Annotated in this window: 12 protein-coding genes and 1 riboswitch; of the genes, 5 read left to right on the top strand and 7 right to left on the bottom strand. The window is 74.1% G+C overall.

Going from position 1 to position 16,158, the window contains the following annotated elements:
* Positions 1–138 precede the first annotated feature (138 nt).
* Positions 139–1,650: a bifunctional cytidylyltransferase/SDR family oxidoreductase gene (locus GA0070603_RS09780; protein WP_091310538.1), complete on the top strand. Its 1,512-nt coding sequence runs from the start codon at positions 139–141 to the stop codon at positions 1,648–1,650.
* A gap of 21 nt (positions 1,651–1,671) precedes the next feature.
* Entirely contained in the window at positions 1,672–3,369 is a 1,698-nt protein-coding gene (locus tag GA0070603_RS09785) for a CDP-glycerol glycerophosphotransferase family protein (RefSeq protein WP_091310542.1), read from the top strand.
* 9 nt (positions 3,370–3,378) lie between these two features.
* On the opposite strand, the gene GA0070603_RS09790 is transcribed toward GA0070603_RS09785, so the two are convergent.
* The 5 genes from GA0070603_RS09790 to GA0070603_RS09810 all read right to left on the bottom strand — a co-directional run bounded on the left by GA0070603_RS09790 (position 3,379) and on the right by GA0070603_RS09810 (position 8,475).
* The gene (locus GA0070603_RS09790) at positions 3,379–4,131 is read right to left on the bottom strand and encodes an alpha/beta fold hydrolase (RefSeq protein ID WP_091310545.1); all 753 of its coding nucleotides are present in this window, start codon (positions 4,129–4,131) and stop codon (positions 3,379–3,381) included.
* A 106-nt stretch (positions 4,132–4,237) separates the two neighbouring features.
* Positions 4,238–5,080, bottom strand: coding sequence for a C39 family peptidase (locus GA0070603_RS09795; RefSeq protein ID WP_208862850.1), 843 nt, complete (start codon positions 5,078–5,080; stop codon positions 4,238–4,240).
* A gap of 196 nt (positions 5,081–5,276) precedes the next feature.
* A riboswitch (cyclic di-AMP (ydaO/yuaA leader) is annotated at positions 5,277–5,416 on the bottom strand.
* 305 nt (positions 5,417–5,721) lie between these two features.
* Positions 5,722–6,507 (bottom strand): hypothetical protein, encoded by a 786-nt coding sequence (locus GA0070603_RS09800; protein ID WP_091310552.1) that lies wholly within the window; start codon positions 6,505–6,507, stop codon positions 5,722–5,724.
* A 157-nt stretch (positions 6,508–6,664) separates the two neighbouring features.
* Positions 6,665–7,132 (bottom strand): hypothetical protein, encoded by a 468-nt coding sequence (locus GA0070603_RS09805; protein ID WP_091310555.1) that lies wholly within the window; start codon positions 7,130–7,132, stop codon positions 6,665–6,667.
* 158 nt (positions 7,133–7,290) lie between these two features.
* The gene (locus GA0070603_RS09810; protein WP_091310559.1) at positions 7,291–8,475 is read right to left on the bottom strand and encodes an acyltransferase family protein; all 1,185 of its coding nucleotides are present in this window, start codon (positions 8,473–8,475) and stop codon (positions 7,291–7,293) included.
* Between the two features lie 87 nt (positions 8,476–8,562).
* Here GA0070603_RS09810 and GA0070603_RS09815 point away from each other — a divergent pair, with 87 nt between their 5' ends.
* Positions 8,563–9,198, top strand: a complete 636-nt coding sequence (locus tag GA0070603_RS09815) for an alpha-ketoglutarate-dependent dioxygenase AlkB (protein WP_091310562.1) — start codon at positions 8,563–8,565, stop codon at positions 9,196–9,198.
* Positions 9,199–9,293: 95 nt separating this feature from the next.
* Complete coding sequence (locus GA0070603_RS09820; RefSeq protein WP_091310565.1) at positions 9,294–10,631, top strand: uracil-xanthine permease family protein; 1,338 nt, start codon at positions 9,294–9,296, stop codon at positions 10,629–10,631.
* Positions 10,632–10,690: 59 nt separating this feature from the next.
* On the opposite strand, the gene GA0070603_RS09825 is transcribed toward GA0070603_RS09820, so the two are convergent.
* Together GA0070603_RS09825 and GA0070603_RS09830 are read right to left on the bottom strand one after the other, a co-directional pair.
* A complete protein-coding gene (locus GA0070603_RS09825) occupies positions 10,691–13,180 on the bottom strand; it encodes a DNA gyrase/topoisomerase IV subunit A (RefSeq protein ID WP_091310568.1) in 2,490 nt (829 codons plus the stop codon).
* A gap of 31 nt (positions 13,181–13,211) precedes the next feature.
* Positions 13,212–15,269: a DNA gyrase/topoisomerase IV subunit B gene (locus GA0070603_RS09830; protein WP_091321746.1), complete on the bottom strand. Its 2,058-nt coding sequence runs from the start codon at positions 15,267–15,269 to the stop codon at positions 13,212–13,214.
* Positions 15,270–15,471: 202 nt separating this feature from the next.
* Here GA0070603_RS09830 and GA0070603_RS09835 point away from each other — a divergent pair, with 202 nt between their 5' ends.
* Positions 15,472–16,128 carry a class I SAM-dependent methyltransferase gene (locus tag GA0070603_RS09835; RefSeq protein ID WP_244282472.1) on the top strand — a complete coding sequence of 219 codons (657 nt, stop codon included), beginning with the start codon at positions 15,472–15,474 and terminating at the stop codon, positions 16,126–16,128.
* Positions 16,129–16,158: the final 30 nt, after the last annotated feature.

Here is a 16,158-nt window from a genome sequence, read left to right on the forward strand (position 1 = left end):
GGGAGCGCACCGGTCCCGGGCTCGCCCGGGTCGGTGCGCTCCGTCGTACGCGTTAAGGTTTCCTGGTTGCCGGCGAAAGTTCACCACCCGGTCATCCAGTCGCAAAACCCCATCCACCCGCAGAAGTGAGGAACGGCAATGACGCAGGACCGCACCCCCGCACCGGACGCCGCGCCGGCGAGCCCGGCACCCTGGCGCCCCTCGCGGACGGTGGCCGTGATCCTCGCCGGGGGGACCGGGACGCGTCTCGGGCTGGGCATCCCGAAGCAGCTGCTGAAGATCGCCGGCAAGCCGATCATCGAGCACACCCTGGCCGTGTTCGAGGCCGCGCCCGAGATCGACGAGATCATCGTGCTGATGGCCGCCGGCCACGTGCCCGACGCCGAGCGGATCGTCGCCAACGCCGGCTTCCGCAAGGTCAGCAAGGTGATCGAGGGCGGGGACACCCGCAACGACACGACCCGGATCGCGCTGGACGCGGTCGGCGAGGGCGACGTCAACATCCTCTTCCACGACGCGGTGCGCCCGCTGGTCAGCGCCCGAATCGTGCGCGAGTGCGTGAACGCCCTCTGGACCTACTCGGCGGTGGACGTGGCCATCCCGTCCGCCGACACGATCATCCAGGTCGACGAGGACGACTGCATCACCGGCATCCCGGTCCGCGCCACGCTGCGCCGCGGCCAGACCCCGCAGGCGTTCCGCTCCGGCACCATCCGGGAGGCGTACCGGCGGGCCGAGGGCGACCCGGACTTCGCCGCCACCGACGACTGCGGCGTGGTGCTGCGCTACCTGCCCGGCACGCCGATCAAGGTGATCGACGGCTCGGACGAGAACATCAAGGTCACCCACCCGGTCGACGTGCACCTGGCCGACAAGCTCTTCCAGCTCGCCGCCGCCCAGGTGCCCAAGCTGACCGACCACCGCAGCTACTCCGAGGAGCTGACCGGCCGGACCATCGTGGTCTTCGGCGGCAGCTACGGCATCGGCCACGACCTCACCGAGCTGGCCCGCCGCTACGGCGCCCAGGTCTTCCCGTTCAGCCGCTCCACCACCGGCACCCACGTCGAGCGCGCCGAGGACGTGGCCGCCGCGCTGAAGACCGCCTTCGAGGCGACCGGCCGGATCGACCACGTGGTGGTCACCGCCGGGATCCTGGAGAAGGGCGCCCTCGCGGAGATGGACGAGGAGACGATGGAGCGCCTCCTGCACGTCAACTTCGTGGGCCCGGTCACCATCGCCCGGCAGTCGCTGCCGTACCTCCAGCAGACCAAGGGCCAGCTGCTGCTCTACACCTCCAGCTCCTACACCCGGGGCCGGGCGCGCTACGCGCTCTACTCGGCCACCAAGGCCGCGCTTGTCAACCTGACCCAGGCGCTCGCCGACGAGTGGGCCGAGTTCGGCGTACGGGTCAACTGCGTCAACCCGGAGCGCACCGCCACCCCGATGCGCACCAAGGCGTTCGGCGAGGAGCCGGAGCACACCCTGCTCTCCGCCGAGGCGGTCGCGCAGGCGTCCCTGGACGTGCTGATCTCCGAGCTGACCGGTCAGGTGATCGACGTCCGCCGGGCGCCCGGCGAGCCGGTGGCCGCGGTGCCCGCCCAGGCGGGTGCGCACGCGGCCGAGCAACTGCCCACCGGCGTCGACGCCTGAGCCGCGGACGGGACGAGCCAGATGCGTGGTGACCTGGTCCGGAAGCTGCTCGCCCGGGTGCTGACCACCGGGCTGGCGGTGCTGGCCTTCCTCGTCGTGGCGCTCACCGGCGCGACCGGCTGGGGGCTGGCGGTCGCGGTGGCCGCCCTCGCGGCCACCGCCTGGGAGCGCCGGGTCCGGCCCACCGCCGACGGCCTCGCCGAGTCGGTGCTGGTCGCCGCCGGCATCCTGGTCGGCTACGCCCGCCGCCTGGACGCCGGCTTCGACCCGGCCCTGGCCGCCACCGCGCTGGTCCTGCTCGGCCTGGTGCTGCTGGTCGGGCCGCTGCGCGACGCCGGCGCGCTGGAGATCCGGGCCGCCAACCTGCCGGTCCGGTCCTGGACCCCGCTGGTCGCCGCCCGGCTCGGCGACGCGCTGCTGGTGCTGCTCGCCCTCGTGGCGCTGGCCGCCGGCCTGGCCCTGCCCGCGTGGGTGGCCCTGGCGGCCGCGCTGCTGGTCGCGGCGGGCTGCGGCGCGGTCGGCCTCGACCTGGCCCGCCGCCGGTTCCGGCCGCCGGCCGGTGGGGGCCCGGTGGGCCGGGCGCTGCGCCGGCACCAGCCCGAGTTCGTCCTCTACTTCTCCGCCCCGCCCGGCTCCGAGTACCAGGTCACCATGTGGCTGCCCTACCTGGAGCGGATCGGCCGGCCGTTCATGGTGCTGCTGCGCGAGCCCGAGTTCCTGCCCACCGTGGCCGCCGCGACCCGCGCGCCGGTGGTCTTCTGCCCCACCCTGAAGACCATGGACGAGGCCCTGGTGCCGAGCCTGCGGGCGGCCTTCTACGTCAACCACGGGGCGAAGAACAGCCACTGCATCCGCTTCTCGCAACTCACCCACGTGCAGCTGCACCACGGCGACAGCGACAAGGCGCCCAGCGCCAACCCGGTCTCGGCGATCTTCGACAAGATCTTCGTGGCCGGTCCGGCGGCCATCGAGCGGTACGCCCGCGCCGGCGTGGAGATCCCCGCCGAGAAGTTCGTCGTGGTCGGCCGCCCCCAGGTCGAGGCCATCGAGGTACGCCGGGAGCCCGCCACCGCCCCGGCCCACCCGACCGTGCTCTACACGCCCACCTGGACCGGGCACCACGCCGACGCCAACTACTGCTCGCTGCCGGTGGCCGAGACGGTGATCCGCCGGCTGCTCGACCGGGGGGCCACGGTGATCCTGCGGGCGCACCCCTACACGGCCCAGAACCCGGCCTCGGCGCGGCAGCTGGCCCGCCTCACCGAGCTGCTCGCCGCGGACCGGGCGAAGACCGGCCGGGCGCACCTGTGGGGGGCGGCGGCCGGCCGCGACCTGACCCTCACCGAGTGCGTCAACCGCGCCGACGCGCTGGTCTCGGACGTCTCCGGGGTCATCTCCGACTGGCTCTACTCCGGCAAGCCGTACGCGGTCACCGACATGGGCGTCGACGGCGAGCACTTCGTCGAGCGGTTCCCCCTCGCCGGCTCCGGCTACGTGCTGCGCCGGGACATGTCCAACGTTGACGAGGTGCTGACCGAGCTGCTGGACACCGACCCGAAGGCGGCGGACCGCTGGGCCACCCGGGTCCGCTACCTGGGTGACTTCCCGGCCGAGTCGTACGCCGAGGTGTTCCTCGACGCCGCCCGCCGGCAGCTCGCGGCGGACTGGACCGCGCCCGCCCCGCGGGACGGCTCGCCGGTCCCCTCCCCCGCCGCCTGAGCCCGGCGGTCAGAGGTACGCGTCGAGGAGGGCGAGCACGGCGGCCGGGTCCTCCACGTGCGCGTTGTGGCCCAGCCCCGGCAGCGTGGCGACCGGGACGCCCAACTCCTTGAGCTGCGCGTCGGTCACCATCGGGTCCTGCTCGCCGCGGGCCAGCAGCACCGGCACGTCGGTGGCGCCCAGCAGCGCGGGCAGCCGGGGCTCCCCCACCGCGAACGCCGCCGGATCCATGGCCAGCCGCCAGCGGCCGTCCTCGCGGCGCAGCCCCGCCTCCACCACCGGGTGGTCGGGGGCGAACAGCCCGGTCAGCCCGGAGACCCGCAGGTAGCGGCGGGCGGCCTCGTCCCGGGTGGCGAACCAGGTCACCGGGCGGGCGGCCAGCTCCTGGGCCTTCTCCAGGTCGGCCGGGGACCACACGGCCTTGATGCCGAGCCCGACCACCGCGTCGACCGGCAGGCGCCGCGACCGCGCGGCCAGAGCCAGCGCCACCACCCCGCCGAGCGAGTGCCCGAGCAGCACGAGCCGGTCGTGGGGGCCGAGCCGCTCGGTCACCGGACCGAGCCCCTCGACCACCCGCTGAGCCAGGCCGTCGAAGGAGTAGCCGGGCAGCGGCGGCGACCAGCCGTGCCCGGCCAGGTCCGGGGCGAGCCAGCGCCCCGCCCAGTGTCGCTCCAGCAGCGGCGCCCAGGGCAGCCACACCTCACCGGTGGCGCCCATGCCGTGCAGAAGCAGCAGATGGCGGGTACCCGTCTCGTCGCCCATAGGGCGCAGTGTGCCACCGGACGGACAGCCGGCGCGAGAGCGGACACGCGCGCGGACGACGTCGGGCACCGGCTCGCTGGAGCCGGTGCCCGACGGGAGGGGTGGTTCAGGCGGAGTAGCCGCGGGTGGCGGCCCAGTTCGCCAGGTCGATGGTGCTGATCCAGTACTCGGGCAGCGCCGGGTTCGCCGAGTCGGCGATCCGGACGGTACGGCCGTCGTTCTTGTAGCCGATCACCGCGATGTAGTGGCCGCCCGGGAACGAGTGCCAGCCGCCGTCGGTGTCCGTGGCGTCGCCCGCGATGTTGACCACCACGCCCCGGCCGTCGGTGATCGCCTTGACCACGTCCGCCTGGAGCTGGTCGATCTCCGCGGGGCTCGCGGAGCCGCCGAACATGTGGGTCCGGTACGGGTTGCCCTTGACCATCTGGTTCAGGCCGCGGGTGGTGTCCTCGGCGGAGTTGGTGCCGTTCTCGCCGGCGTTCAGCGGGGCGATCATCGCGTCCTGGGTGGTCTCGACGCCGCTCGCGCTGAGCGCGTTGCGCACCGCGGCGGGGCCGCAGTTCCAGTAGGCGGTCTGCGCCTCGTAGGTGTAGTCGAGCACCTTTGTCGACGGGGGCTTCGGCTTGGCCTTCGGGGTGGTGTCCGGGTCGGCGGCGGCCTTGGCGGCCGGCTTCGCGGCCGACGGCGACGCGCTCGGCGAGACCGAGGGCGACGGGGCGGCGACCCGGGCCTCGCCCCGGCTGGCGACCTCACCGAGGCGGGAGCCCAGCTCGGCGACCGCTGCGGTGTTCTCCCGGGGGGCCGGGGCGTCGTCGGTGGCGGCGACGGCGGCGCTGGCGCCGCCGGCCAGCACGAGCGCCGCGGCCGAGCCGGCGACGATCTGGTACGGGCGTTCGGTAACGAGGCGGCGCAGCTGACGCTTCAGGTGGTGCTTCACTGTTTCCTCCACGGGGCGTGAGCGGCACGCGCCGGCCCGGCGCGCGGAGGAACTCACGCGCGCTGCGGGGCGGATGGCCGCGGAACGGGGAGCGCCCGGGGGGCCGGGCGATCGGGCGGGTTGCCGGGTTCGGTCGCCGTCAGGCGAGCGCCGGCACCGCGATGCCGTGGAGGCAGGGGGACGAGCGGGGGGTGGGCACGAGGAATGGCACTCCTTCCGTGACCGCCGACCGGGTTAGCTGACGGATTCGGGCGGGAAGTACGCCCTACCGCGGGCTGGCCCGCGGATTCACCCCGGTGTTGCTGTGGGTCCCCGGTTCGTGAGAGCACGATTAGGCGGGTCGGCGCGGCGTCGCCTCTTGCGATCGAAAACCGCTCCGGACGCGCCGACACTACCGGTGGGTACGCCGGCTGCCAAGCAGTCCCACCTGCGTAAACCTCGTGCACCACTACGGATATCGGAACAGTCGGTCACTCACTTCACTCAATGGGACGAGCAGTTACGGCGGTACCGCGCGGCAAAAAGCGGACATCCGGTGGCGACCGGCGCGGAATTGCGGGGGTCAATCGCCCAGCCCGGCACCGATGACCGTTTCCGCGGTCGGCGTGACCGGGCTCACCGAATTCGGATAACGATTCGGCCGACCTCGCCGGTCAGCCGGCCCGGGCCGGGCGCCAGCGCGCGCCGGGCACGGCGGCCGGGACCGGAGCCGGCGCCGCCTCGCCCCGCCCCCGCACCGTCCCCGCGGCGTCGCCCGCCAGGGCGGGTCGGAGCGCGTCGGCGGCCGCGTACGCCTCCGCGGCCAGGATCCGGGCCGCCTCGGCGGCCAGCTCGGCGTCCCGCCACGCCCGCCGCTCCCGCTCGGCGGCCGCCGCCCAGCCGGCCCGGCGGCCCTCGCGTACCGCCCGGGCCAGGACGATCTCCTGCTCGGCCGGGTGCCGGCGCGGGTCCCACCCGTTGCGGTGGGCCAGCACGTCGGCGAGCTGCCGGGCGCTCAGGTCGCCCCGCCAGTGCGCGGTCATCGCGGCGTGGTGCAGCCACCGCTCCCGGGCCGCGTACTCGGCCGGTGTGCGGGGGGTGTGCGGTGCGGGCAGCGCGGCGGCACCGGCGAAGCGGCGGGCGGACGCCTCGGCCTCGTCGTACGCCCGCCAGGCCCGGTCCGCCTCGTCCTGGGCGGCCAGCCACTGCTCCCGCCGCCTCCGGGCGGTCTGCGCGGCCCCGGTGGCGGCCACCGCCACCTCGTCGGCGTAGCGGCGCAGGTCGGCCCGGCGGGCGGCCTCCTCGGCGACCGGGTCGGGCACCGGATCGGTCCCGTCGTCCCGCTCCGGGCGGGCGACCAGCACGGCGAGCAGGCCCAGGGCCAGCAGGAGCAGGGCCGACCAGATCGCGGCGGCCTCGGGGACCTCGGTCAGGAATCGGTAGAGAACGGTCTGCGGCATGGTCGGCACCTCACGGGAGAGAACGTGGCGGAGAGGTGTCCGCACGAGCCGTGGGAGCGGCGGGTGCACCGGGAACCGGTGCCGGGCCGCGGACGGGCGGGTGCGGGGGTGAGGTTCGGTGCGTGCGGCGGGCGCGGGCCAGCGGCCCACGGGCGGGTCAGCGGGCGGGCGGGGCCCGGGAGCCGACGGTCGCGGGAACCAGCCCGGCCAGCACGACAGGCCGGTCCGCCGGTCGCGTCGCGGCCATCGGCGTGTGCCCATCGGCCGGCACGGCCGCCCGGTCGAGGTCGGCGCCGCTTCCGGCATCGTGCGCGCCGGCGGCCGGACCGGCCGCGGCCCGGAAGTCCGGTCCGGCGACAGTCCGGCGGGCGGTGTACCGGAAATCGTGTCCGGCGACGGTCCGGCCCGCTCCGTCCCCGAGGTGTCGCGCGGCGGCACCGGGCGGGAGGGCCAGGCCCTCGACCGGGGCCACCGCGGAGGACGCCACCGGTGCGGTCGCGGCGCCGCCGACAGGCAGCGCCGCCGCGCCGAACGAGCAGGCGGCGAGGACGGCCAGGCTGGCCAGTGTGCGGGCGATCCAGCGCGCCACCCACCACACGGGACAGGTGAGCGCGATCGGCAGCACGGGTACAAACTACCGCCGAAGCCGCCACATCGCACCGCCGCCGGGCGTGTCGCGCCATCCGTTCATCCGACGCCGTCCAGCGTGGACGGACGGCCGGCGCGGGCGCGGCGGCCTCACCGGATCCGCCGGCGCGCGCTACGCCGGCAGGGCGCGCACGGCTAGCCCGGGTCGCGCCGCCCGGCGTACTCGACAGACCTGGCCGGAATGGCGGCGGGGGCCGCCCGCGGGGCGGGCACGGACGGCGCCGGCGCGGCGGTGGCCGCCGCCGGACGGGCCCGGCGCGGCGGCCCGAGGCGGCGCATCAGGGGCATCTCCACCCCGTGGTGCAGAGCCGCGGCGAGCAGCAGGTTGAGCAGCAGGAGACCGAGCACCGCGAGCGGCCCCCACCACCCGCGCAGCCCCGTGCCCCAGTCCCCGGTGAGCCGCAGCACGGTGGTCATGACCAGCACGTGCACCAGGTAGAAGGCGAACGAGACCTCGCCGAGCCAGACCATCGGGCGGGCCCGCCACGGCGTGCGCCGGCCCCGGACGTCGGCGTCCGCGGCCGCGGTGATGACGAGCAGGTAGGCCACCGCGAGCAGGGCCGCCCAGAACTCGGCGCGGATCCACTGCGCGGCGACCACCCAGACGGCCACGAACAGCAGGCTGGCGGCGGCGAGGTTCGGCCCCCGCCAGCGGCCCCGGCGCAGCAGTTCCGCGGCGGCCGCCCCCATCCAGAACTCGACGGAGCGGGTGACCGGGAAGATCTGGGTGAACCACCAGCGGCTCTCCTCGGGCACCAGGAGCTGGGCGGGCCAGAGGGCGAGGATGAGCAGCGGCACGGCGACCACCGCCGCCCACAGGACGCCCACGCGGGCCCGGCGCAGCCACGGCAGCACCAGCGGCAGGCACAGGTAGAAGGCCAACTCGCAGGAGAGCGACCAGCTCACGTTGTTGACGCTGTAGAAGTAGCCGTCGACGGGGATCCACGCCTGCACCAGCAGGAGGTTCCCGATCGCGGCCCACGGGGCGACCGGGTCGGCGAACCAGAACGCGACGGCCAACGCCACCACGAAGGTCACCAGGTGGTTCGGGTAGATCTTGGCCAGCCGGCGACGGAGAAAGGTGTGCCGCGGCTCGCCGTCCCGGTACGACCACACCAGCACGAATCCGCTGAGGACGAAGAAGAACTCCACCCCGGACAGGCCGAGGGCGAACGCCCGGTCCAGCACCGCCTTGACGCCGGGCTCCGCGACGATCCGCATGGTGGCGACGTGGAAGGCGAACACCAGGAGGGCGGCGATCCAGCGCAGCCCGGTGAGCGACGGCAGCCGGGTGGCGCGGGTGGCCGGGGTGCTTGTCACCCGGGGCACCCTACCCGGTGGTAGCCGGGGTCGCCGCCGGGCGGCGCTCGCACCGATCCTCGTACGCCTGTACGAGAGCAGGGTAGGATCGGCGGCGTGTACCAGCCCTCGATGCTCGACCTCGCCGAGCAGGGCCCTTCCCTGGGCCCGCTCGCCGGCCGACTGCGCCGGCACGAGCTGAGCCGGGGCGCCTGGGTCGACCACCTGCCCGGCTGGGTGGCGGGCTCCGACGCGGTGCTCGACACGCTGCTGCACGAGGTGCCGTGGCGAGCCGAGCGCCGCACCATGTACGACGCCGAGGTCGCCGTCCCCCGCCTGCTCTGCTGGTACGGCGCCGGCCGGCCGCTGCCCCACCCGGTGCTCACCGCGGCGCGCGACACGCTCACCCGGCACTACGCGGCCGAGCTGGGCGAGCCCTTCGTCACGGCCGGCATGTGCCTCTACCGGGACGGCCGGGACAGCGTGGCCTGGCACGGCGACACCCAGGGCCGTTCCGCGCACACCGACACCATGGTGGCCATCGTCTCGTTCGGCTCGCCCCGGCCGCTGCTGCTGCGTTCCCGGGGCGGCGGCGGGACCAGCCTGCGCTTCCCGCTCGGGCACGGCGACCTGGTGGTGATGGGCGGGTCCTGCCAGCGCACCTGGGAGCACGCCATCCCGAAGACGGCCCGGCCGGTCGGCCCCCGGGTCAGCGTCCAGTTCCGTCCCACCGGCGTGGCCTGACGCCGAGCCGCCCCCGGGCCCGGGCCGGCGCCGTGCTAGAAACAACTCTCAGGGTCGATCACGCCCCCGTCACCTGACGACGCGAAGGGCGCAGCATGACCCAGTCCCCCACCTCCCGCTGGTCCCCGTGGCGCCTGCACGGTGACGGGCGCTCCGTCACCCCGGGCGACGTGGTCCACCCCGATGAGCGGCTCTCCTGGCCGCGGACGGTCGGCGTCGGCGTGCAGCACGTCGTCGCCATGTTCGGCGCCACCTTCACCGTGCCGCTGATCACCGGCTTCCCGCCCGCCACCACCCTCTTCTTCTCCGGGCTGGGCACCCTGCTGTTTCTGCTGATCACCGGCAACCGGCTGCCGTCGTACCTGGGCTCGTCGTTCGCCTTCATCGCCCCGGTGCTGGCCGCGAAGACCGACGGCGGGATCGGTGCGGCGCTCGGCGGCATCGTGGTGGCCGGCGCGGCGCTGGCGCTGGTCGGCGTGGTGGTGCAGGTGGCCGGGGCGCGCTGGATCGACGCCCTCATGCCGCCGGTGGTCACCGGCGCGATCGTGGCCCTCATCGGGCTCAACCTGGCCCCGGTGGCCTGGGACGGCGGCGGCAGCGGCACCGGGTTCCAGTCACAGCCGCTCATCGCGGTGATCACCCTGGTCGCGATCCTGGTCACCACGGTGCTCTTTCGCGGCTTCCTGGCCCGGCTGTCGATCCTGCTCGGCGTGGTGATCGGCTGGGTGCTGGCCGCGCTGCTCGGCAAGCTCGACCCGGCGGCGGTCACCGCGCTGAAGGAGGCCGACTGGGTGGGCCTGCCGCAGTTCCACGCGCCGAGCTTCGGCCTGCGCGCGGTGGTGCTGGTCATCCCGGTGATCCTGGTGCTGATCGCGGAGAACGCCGGGCACGTCAAGGCGGTCGCCGCGATGACCGGGCGGAACCTGGACCGGGACATGGGCCGGGCGTTCCTCGGCGACGGCGTCGCCACCGTGCTGGCCGGCGCGGGCGGCGGCTCCGGCACCACCACGTACGCGGAGAACATCGGCGTGATGGCGGCCACGCGGGTCTACTCGACGGCCGCGTACTGGGTGGCCGGGTTCGCGGCGGTGCTGCTCGGGCTCTGCCCGAAGTTCGGGGCGCTGATCCTCACCGTGCCGGCCGGCGTGCTGGGCGGCGCCACCACGGCCCTGTACGGCCTCATCGCCGTCCTGGGCGCCCGGATCTGGATCGAGAACCGGGTCGACTTCCACGACCCGGTCAACCTCATGACCGCCGCGGTCGCCGTGATCGTCGGCGCGGCCAACTACACCCTGACCGCCGGGGACCTCTCCTTCAACGGCATCGCCCTGGGCACCGCCGCCGCGCTGGTGATCTACCACGGCATGCGCCTGATCGCCCGCCTCCGCGGCACGACCCCGGCCTCCCGCCGGGGCCCCGAACCGGAACTCTGACCCCGAACGCGCGACGGGGCCCTGCGGCGCAGCCGCAGGGCCCCGTCCACACGTGACGGTCAGTCGCGGTCGATCTGGTGGCCGATCACCGTCGGGCCGAGCATCACCGCGAAGCCGGAGCCGTCGCGGCGGGGATCCGCCGGCGGCAACTCGACCGGGTCGCCGGTGGCGGTGGCGCCGACCGGGCGCGGGCCGATCCAGGCCACGGCCAGGTCCAGCTCACCCTTGAGGAACCGCTGGGCGCGCACGCCGCCGGTCGCCCGCCCCTTCGCCGGGTACGCCTTGAAGGGCGTCACCTTGACCGTGGCGCCCGTCGAGGTGACCACCATCGGCTCGCCGTGACCCGGGTCGTCGGTGCGGACCGCGCCGAAGAAGACCACCCGCGCGCCGGCCGGCAGGTTGATGCCCGCCATGCCGCCGCCCTTGATGCCCTGCGGCCGGACCACGGACGCCGCGAAGCGCAGCAGCGACGCCTCCGAGGAGACGAACGCCAGGGTCTCCGCCCCGTCGGTGAGCCAGGTCGCCCCGACCACCTCGTCGCCGTCGCGCAGCGAGATCACCTCGAACTCGTCCGAGCGGACCGGCCACTCGGGCGCGCAGACCTTCACCACACCGTGCCGGGTGCCGAGCGCCAGGCCGGGTGAGCCCTCGGCGGACGGGCCGAGCGGGGCCAGCCCGACGACCGTCTCGCCGGGCTCCAGCGGCACCAGTTCGGCGGCCGACATGCCGCCGCGCAGCGACACCGTGCCGGACTGCTCGGGCAGCACCGGCAGCGGGAGTACGTCGATCTTGAAGGCCCGCCCGGCGCTGGTCACCAGGAGCACGCGACCGCGGGCGGTCGAGTGCACCGCCGCGCGTACCGCGTCGTGCTTGACCCGGCCGCTGCGCCGGCGCGCCTCGGCGGCCTCCTCCGACTCGGCCGCGGTCCGGGCGACGAGCCCGGTGGCGGAGAGGATGACCTGGCAGGGGTCGTCGGCGACCTCCAGCGGGCCGGCCGGCACGGAGGCCGCCAGGACCTCCTTGAGGTCGCCGTCGACAAGTGTGGTGCGGCGGTCGGCGCCGGACTGCTTCACCACGGCGGCCAGCTCATCGGAGACCAGCTTCCGCAGCACCTTCGGGTCGTCGAGGATCTTCGACAGCTCGGCGATCTCGCCGCGCAGCTTCTCCTGCTCGGCCTCCAGCTCCAGCCGGTCGTACTTGGTGAGCCGGCGCAGCGGGGTGTCCAGGATGTAGGTGGCCTGGATCTCGGAGAGCTTGAACTTCTGCATGAGGCCGTCCTTGGCGGCCTGGGCGTCCTCGCTGGCCCGGATCAGCCGGACCACCTTGTCGATGTCGAGCAGGGCGATCAGCAGGCCGTCGACCAGGTGCAGGCGCTCCTCGCGCTTGCGCTTGCGGTACGCGCTGCGCCGGGTCACCACCTCGTAGCGGTGGTCGAGGAAGACCTCCAGCAGCTCCTTGAGGCCGAGGGTCTGCGGCTGGCCGTCGACCAGGACCAGGTTGTTCACGCCGAAGGACTGCTCCAGCGGGGTGAGCCGGTAGAGGTCGGCCAGCAGCGCCTGCGGGTTGACCCCGACCTTGCACTCGATCACCAGCCGGGTGCCGTTCTCCCGGTCGGTGAGGTCCTTGACGTCGGCGATGCCGGTCAGCCGCTTGGTCTTGTTGACCTCGTTGGTGATGGCGGCGATGACCTTCTCCGCGCCCACCCCGTACGGCAGCTCGGTGACCGTGATGGCCTGCCGGCCCCGGCTGCCCTCCAGCGGGCCGGTCTCCACCCGGGCGCGCATCCGCACCACGCCGCGCCCGGTCTCGTACGCCCGCCGCACCTCGTCGAGGCCCAGCAGCAGCCCGCCGGTGGGCAGGTCGGGGCCGGGGACGAACTCCATGAGCTTGTCCAGCGTGGCGTCCGGGTGGTTGATCAGCCAGCGGGCCGCCTGGACCACCTCGGCCAGGTTGTGCGGGATCATGTTGGTGGCCATGCCGACCGCGATCCCGGACGCGCCGTTGACCAGCAGGTTGGGGAAGGCCGCCGGCAGCACGGTGGGCTGGGTCAGCGAGCCGTCGTAGTTGGGCTCGACGTCGACGGTGTCCTCGCCCAGCTCGCCGACGAGCAGCATGGCCTCGCGGGACATCCGGGCCTCGGTGTAGCGGGCGGCGGCCGGGCCGTCGTCGGGCGAGCCGAAGTTGCCGTGCCCGTCGATGAGCGGCACGTTGAGCGAGAAGTCCTGCGCGAGCCGGACCATCGCGTCGTAGATCGCCGCGTCGCCGTGCGGGTGGTACTTACCCATGACGTCGCCGACGATCCGGGCCGACTTCACGTGGCCCCGGTCGGGGCGGTGGCCCTGCTCGTACATCGACCAGAGGATGCGCCGGTGCACCGGCTTGAGCCCGTCCCGGGCGTCGGGCAGGGCCCGCGAGTGGATGACCGAGAACGCGTACTCCAGGTAGGAGTCCGAGACCTCGTTGACCAGCGGGTTGTCGAACACCCGGGCGCCGGCCTGGTCGAAGGCGGAGAGGTCCGCCCTGGCGCGGTCGTCCTTGCGGCGTGCCATGGTTCAGCTTTCCCTTCGAAGAACCCGGTGGTCAGGCGTCGATGGCGTCGCGGTCGACCAGGTCGGCCGATTCGATGAGCCAGTTGCGGCGGGGCTCGACCTTCTCGCCCATCAGCAGTTCGAGGATCCGCTCGGCGGCCTCGACGTCGTCGAGGGTGATCCGGCGGACCGCCCGGGTCGCCGGGTTCATGGTCGTCTCCCACAGTTCGTCGGCGTCCATCTCACCGAGACCCTTGAACCGCGGGATCGGCGTGACGATCTGCTTGCCGGCCTTCTCCAGCTTGCGGACCGTCGCCTCCATCTCCGCCTGTGTGTACGTGTAGACGGTCTGCGGGTTGCGCCCCTTCGTGGTGATCTTGTGCAGGGGCGGCATGGCCGCGTAGAGCCGGCCCGCCTCGATCAGCGGTCGCATGTAGCGGGCGAAGAGCGTGATGAGCAGGGTGCGGATGTGCGCGCCGTCCACGTCCGCGTCGGCCATGATGAGCACCCGGCCGTACCGCAGCGCGGAGAGGTCGAAGGTGCGCCCCGAGCCGGCGCCGAGCACCTGCACGATCGCCGCGCACTCGGCGTTGTCCAGCACCTGCTGGAGGTTCGCCTTCTGCACGTTGAGGATCTTGCCGCGGATCGGCAGCAGGGCCTGGTATTCCGAGGAGCGGGCCATCCGGCTGGTGCCGAGCGCGCTGTCCCCCTCGACGATGAACAGCTCGCTGCGATCCACCCCGGTGGCGCGGCAGTCGACCAGCTTGGCCGGCATGGACGCGCCCTCCAGGGCGGTCTTGCGCCGGGCGGCGTCCTTCTGCTGCTTCTGGGTGAGCCGGACCCGGGCCGCGTCGACGATCTTCTGGAGCACCGTCCGGGCCTCGGCCTTGGTCTTCCGGTCCTCCAGCCACGCCTTGAGGTGCGCCTCGACCAGGCCCTGGAGCACCTTGGTGATGCCCGCGGTGGAGAGCTCGTCCTTGGTCTGCGAGGTGAACTGCGGCTCCGGGATCCGCACGTGCACCACGGCGGTCATGCCCTCCAGGACGTCGTCCAGGGTGGGCGCGTCCTCCTTGGGCTTGAGCAGGCCGCGGGTGTTGCGGGCGGCCTCCGCCAGGGTGCGGGCCAGGGCCCGCTCGAAGCCCTTGCGGTGGGTGCCGCCGTGAGCGTTGCGGATCGTGTTGGTGAAGCACTCGACGGTGCGCTCGTAGCCGGTGCCCCAGCGGAACGCCACCTCGACCTCGGCCCGGCGCTGCACGTTCGACTGCATGACGCCGTTGGCGTCGGCGGCATTCTCCCGGTAGGTGCCCTCGCCGGTGACCAGCAGGGTGCCCGAGACCGGGCGGTCGCCGGCCGGGGCGAGGTATTCCACCATGTCGGTGAGGCCGTTGGGGAAGTGGAAGTTCTCCTCGACGGGCTTCTCGCCGGTCTCGTCGCGCAGCCGGTAGGCCACGCCGGGCACCAGGAACGCGGTGTTGCGCAGCTTGAGCCGGACCGCCTCGGTGTCGAGCGCGGCGCCCGTCTCGAAGTAGCGCGGGTCGTGCCACCAGCGGATCGAGGTGCCGGTGCGCTGGCCGCGCTTCATGGCGCCGACGATCTGGAGGCCGGGGCCAGGGGTGAACGGCGCGTCCGGGCCGTCGCCGTCGAAGATCCCGGGTACGCCGTGCCGGAACGACATCGAGTGGACCTTGCCGCCACGGCGGACGGTGACGTCGAACCGCCGGGAGAGCGCGTTGACGGCCGAGGCGCCCACGCCGTGCAGGCCGCCCGAGGTCTTGTAGCCGGAGCCGCCGAACTTGCCGCCCGCGTGCAGCCGGGTCAGCACCAGCTCCACGCCCGAGATCCCGGACTTGGCGTGCACGTCGGTCGGGATGCCGCGACCGTCGTCGTCGACCCGTACCGAGCCGTCGGCGTGCAGGATCACGTCGATCTTGGTGGCGTGACCCCCGACACCCTCGTCGGTCGAGTTGTCGAGGATCTCGTTGACGAGGTGACCCACGCCACGGCTGTCGGTCGAGCCGATGTACATGCCGGGGCGCTTCCGGACGGCATCGAGGCCCTCCAGGTGCGTCAGGTCGTCGGCCCCGTACAGGGTCTCAGGCTGTGCGGTCAACTGGTCGTACTCCCAGGTCTCGGCGGTGTGGTGCCGGTCACCGTGTCGATTCCCCAACTCGATCGCCACGGGCGGCGCGCCGCAGCGAGCCTAGCCCGGCGCTCCGACAGAGCTGTGGCACCCGTGCGGTGCGTTGTCCGGTTAGGCTCCGGGCGGTCCGTGCCACCGCCCTCGGGAAGGGGGCTGGAGCGAGGAGGCGTCCGTGCGGGACAACGTCGTGAACAGCCCGATGTCTTCCCGGGCCGCCGCTGCGGACGAGCCGGGCGACCGCTTCGAGCGGCTCTACGCCGAGGCCGAACGGGGCGCGGCGGTGGTGCCGTGGGACCGGGACAGCCCTCACTCGCTGCTCGCCGAGTGGACCGACCGGGACCGACCGGACGGCGCCGGCCGCCGCGCCCTGGTGGTGGGCTGCGGCTTCGGCCGCGACGCCGAGCACCTGGCCCGGCTGGGCTTCGCCACCGTGGCCTTCGACATCTCCCCCACCGCGGTGCGGACCGCCCGCCGCCGTCACGCCGGCTCCCCGGTCCGGTACGAGACCGCCGACCTGCTCGACCCTCCGGCCGCCTGGCTCGACGGGTTCGACCTGGTGCTGGAGAGCATGAACGTGCAGGCGCTGCCGGCCGGGACCCGGGAGCGGGCGATCCCGGCGGTGGGCCGGCTCGTCGCGCCCGGCGGGACCCTGCTGGTGATCGCGGCCGGCCGGCGCGCCGACGAGGAGGTCGAGGGCCCGCCCTGGCCGCTGACCCGGGCCGAGCTGGACGCCTTCGCCACCGGACCGCTCGTCCCGGCACGCACCGAGGAGATCGTCGCCCCGGACGGCGGCCTCCGCTGGCGCGCGGAGTTCCGCCGGCCCGCCTGATCCACCCCGCCCACCGCCCGGCGCGCCCCG

This window comes from Micromonospora chersina, from assembly GCF_900091475.1.
Classification (GTDB): domain Bacteria; phylum Actinomycetota; class Actinomycetes; order Mycobacteriales; family Micromonosporaceae; genus Micromonospora; species Micromonospora chersina.

Bases quoted from the DNA above. Each gene is read 5' to 3' on its own strand.
- GA0070603_RS09780 (WP_091310538.1), top strand. From the start codon at position 139: ATGACGCAGGACCGCACCCCCGCACCGGACGCCGCGCCGGCGAGCCCG.
- GA0070603_RS09785 (WP_091310542.1), top strand. From the start codon at position 1,672: ATGCGTGGTGACCTGGTCCGGAAGCTGCTCGCCCGGGTGCTGACCACC.
- GA0070603_RS09790 (WP_091310545.1), bottom strand. From the start codon at position 4,131: ATGGGCGACGAGACGGGTACCCGCCATCTGCTGCTTCTGCACGGCATG.
- GA0070603_RS09800 (WP_091310552.1), bottom strand. From the start codon at position 6,507: ATGCCGCAGACCGTTCTCTACCGATTCCTGACCGAGGTCCCCGAGGCC.
- GA0070603_RS09820 (WP_091310565.1), top strand. From the start codon at position 9,294: ATGACCCAGTCCCCCACCTCCCGCTGGTCCCCGTGGCGCCTGCACGGT.
- GA0070603_RS09825 (WP_091310568.1), bottom strand. From the start codon at position 13,180: ATGGCACGCCGCAAGGACGACCGCGCCAGGGCGGACCTCTCCGCCTTC.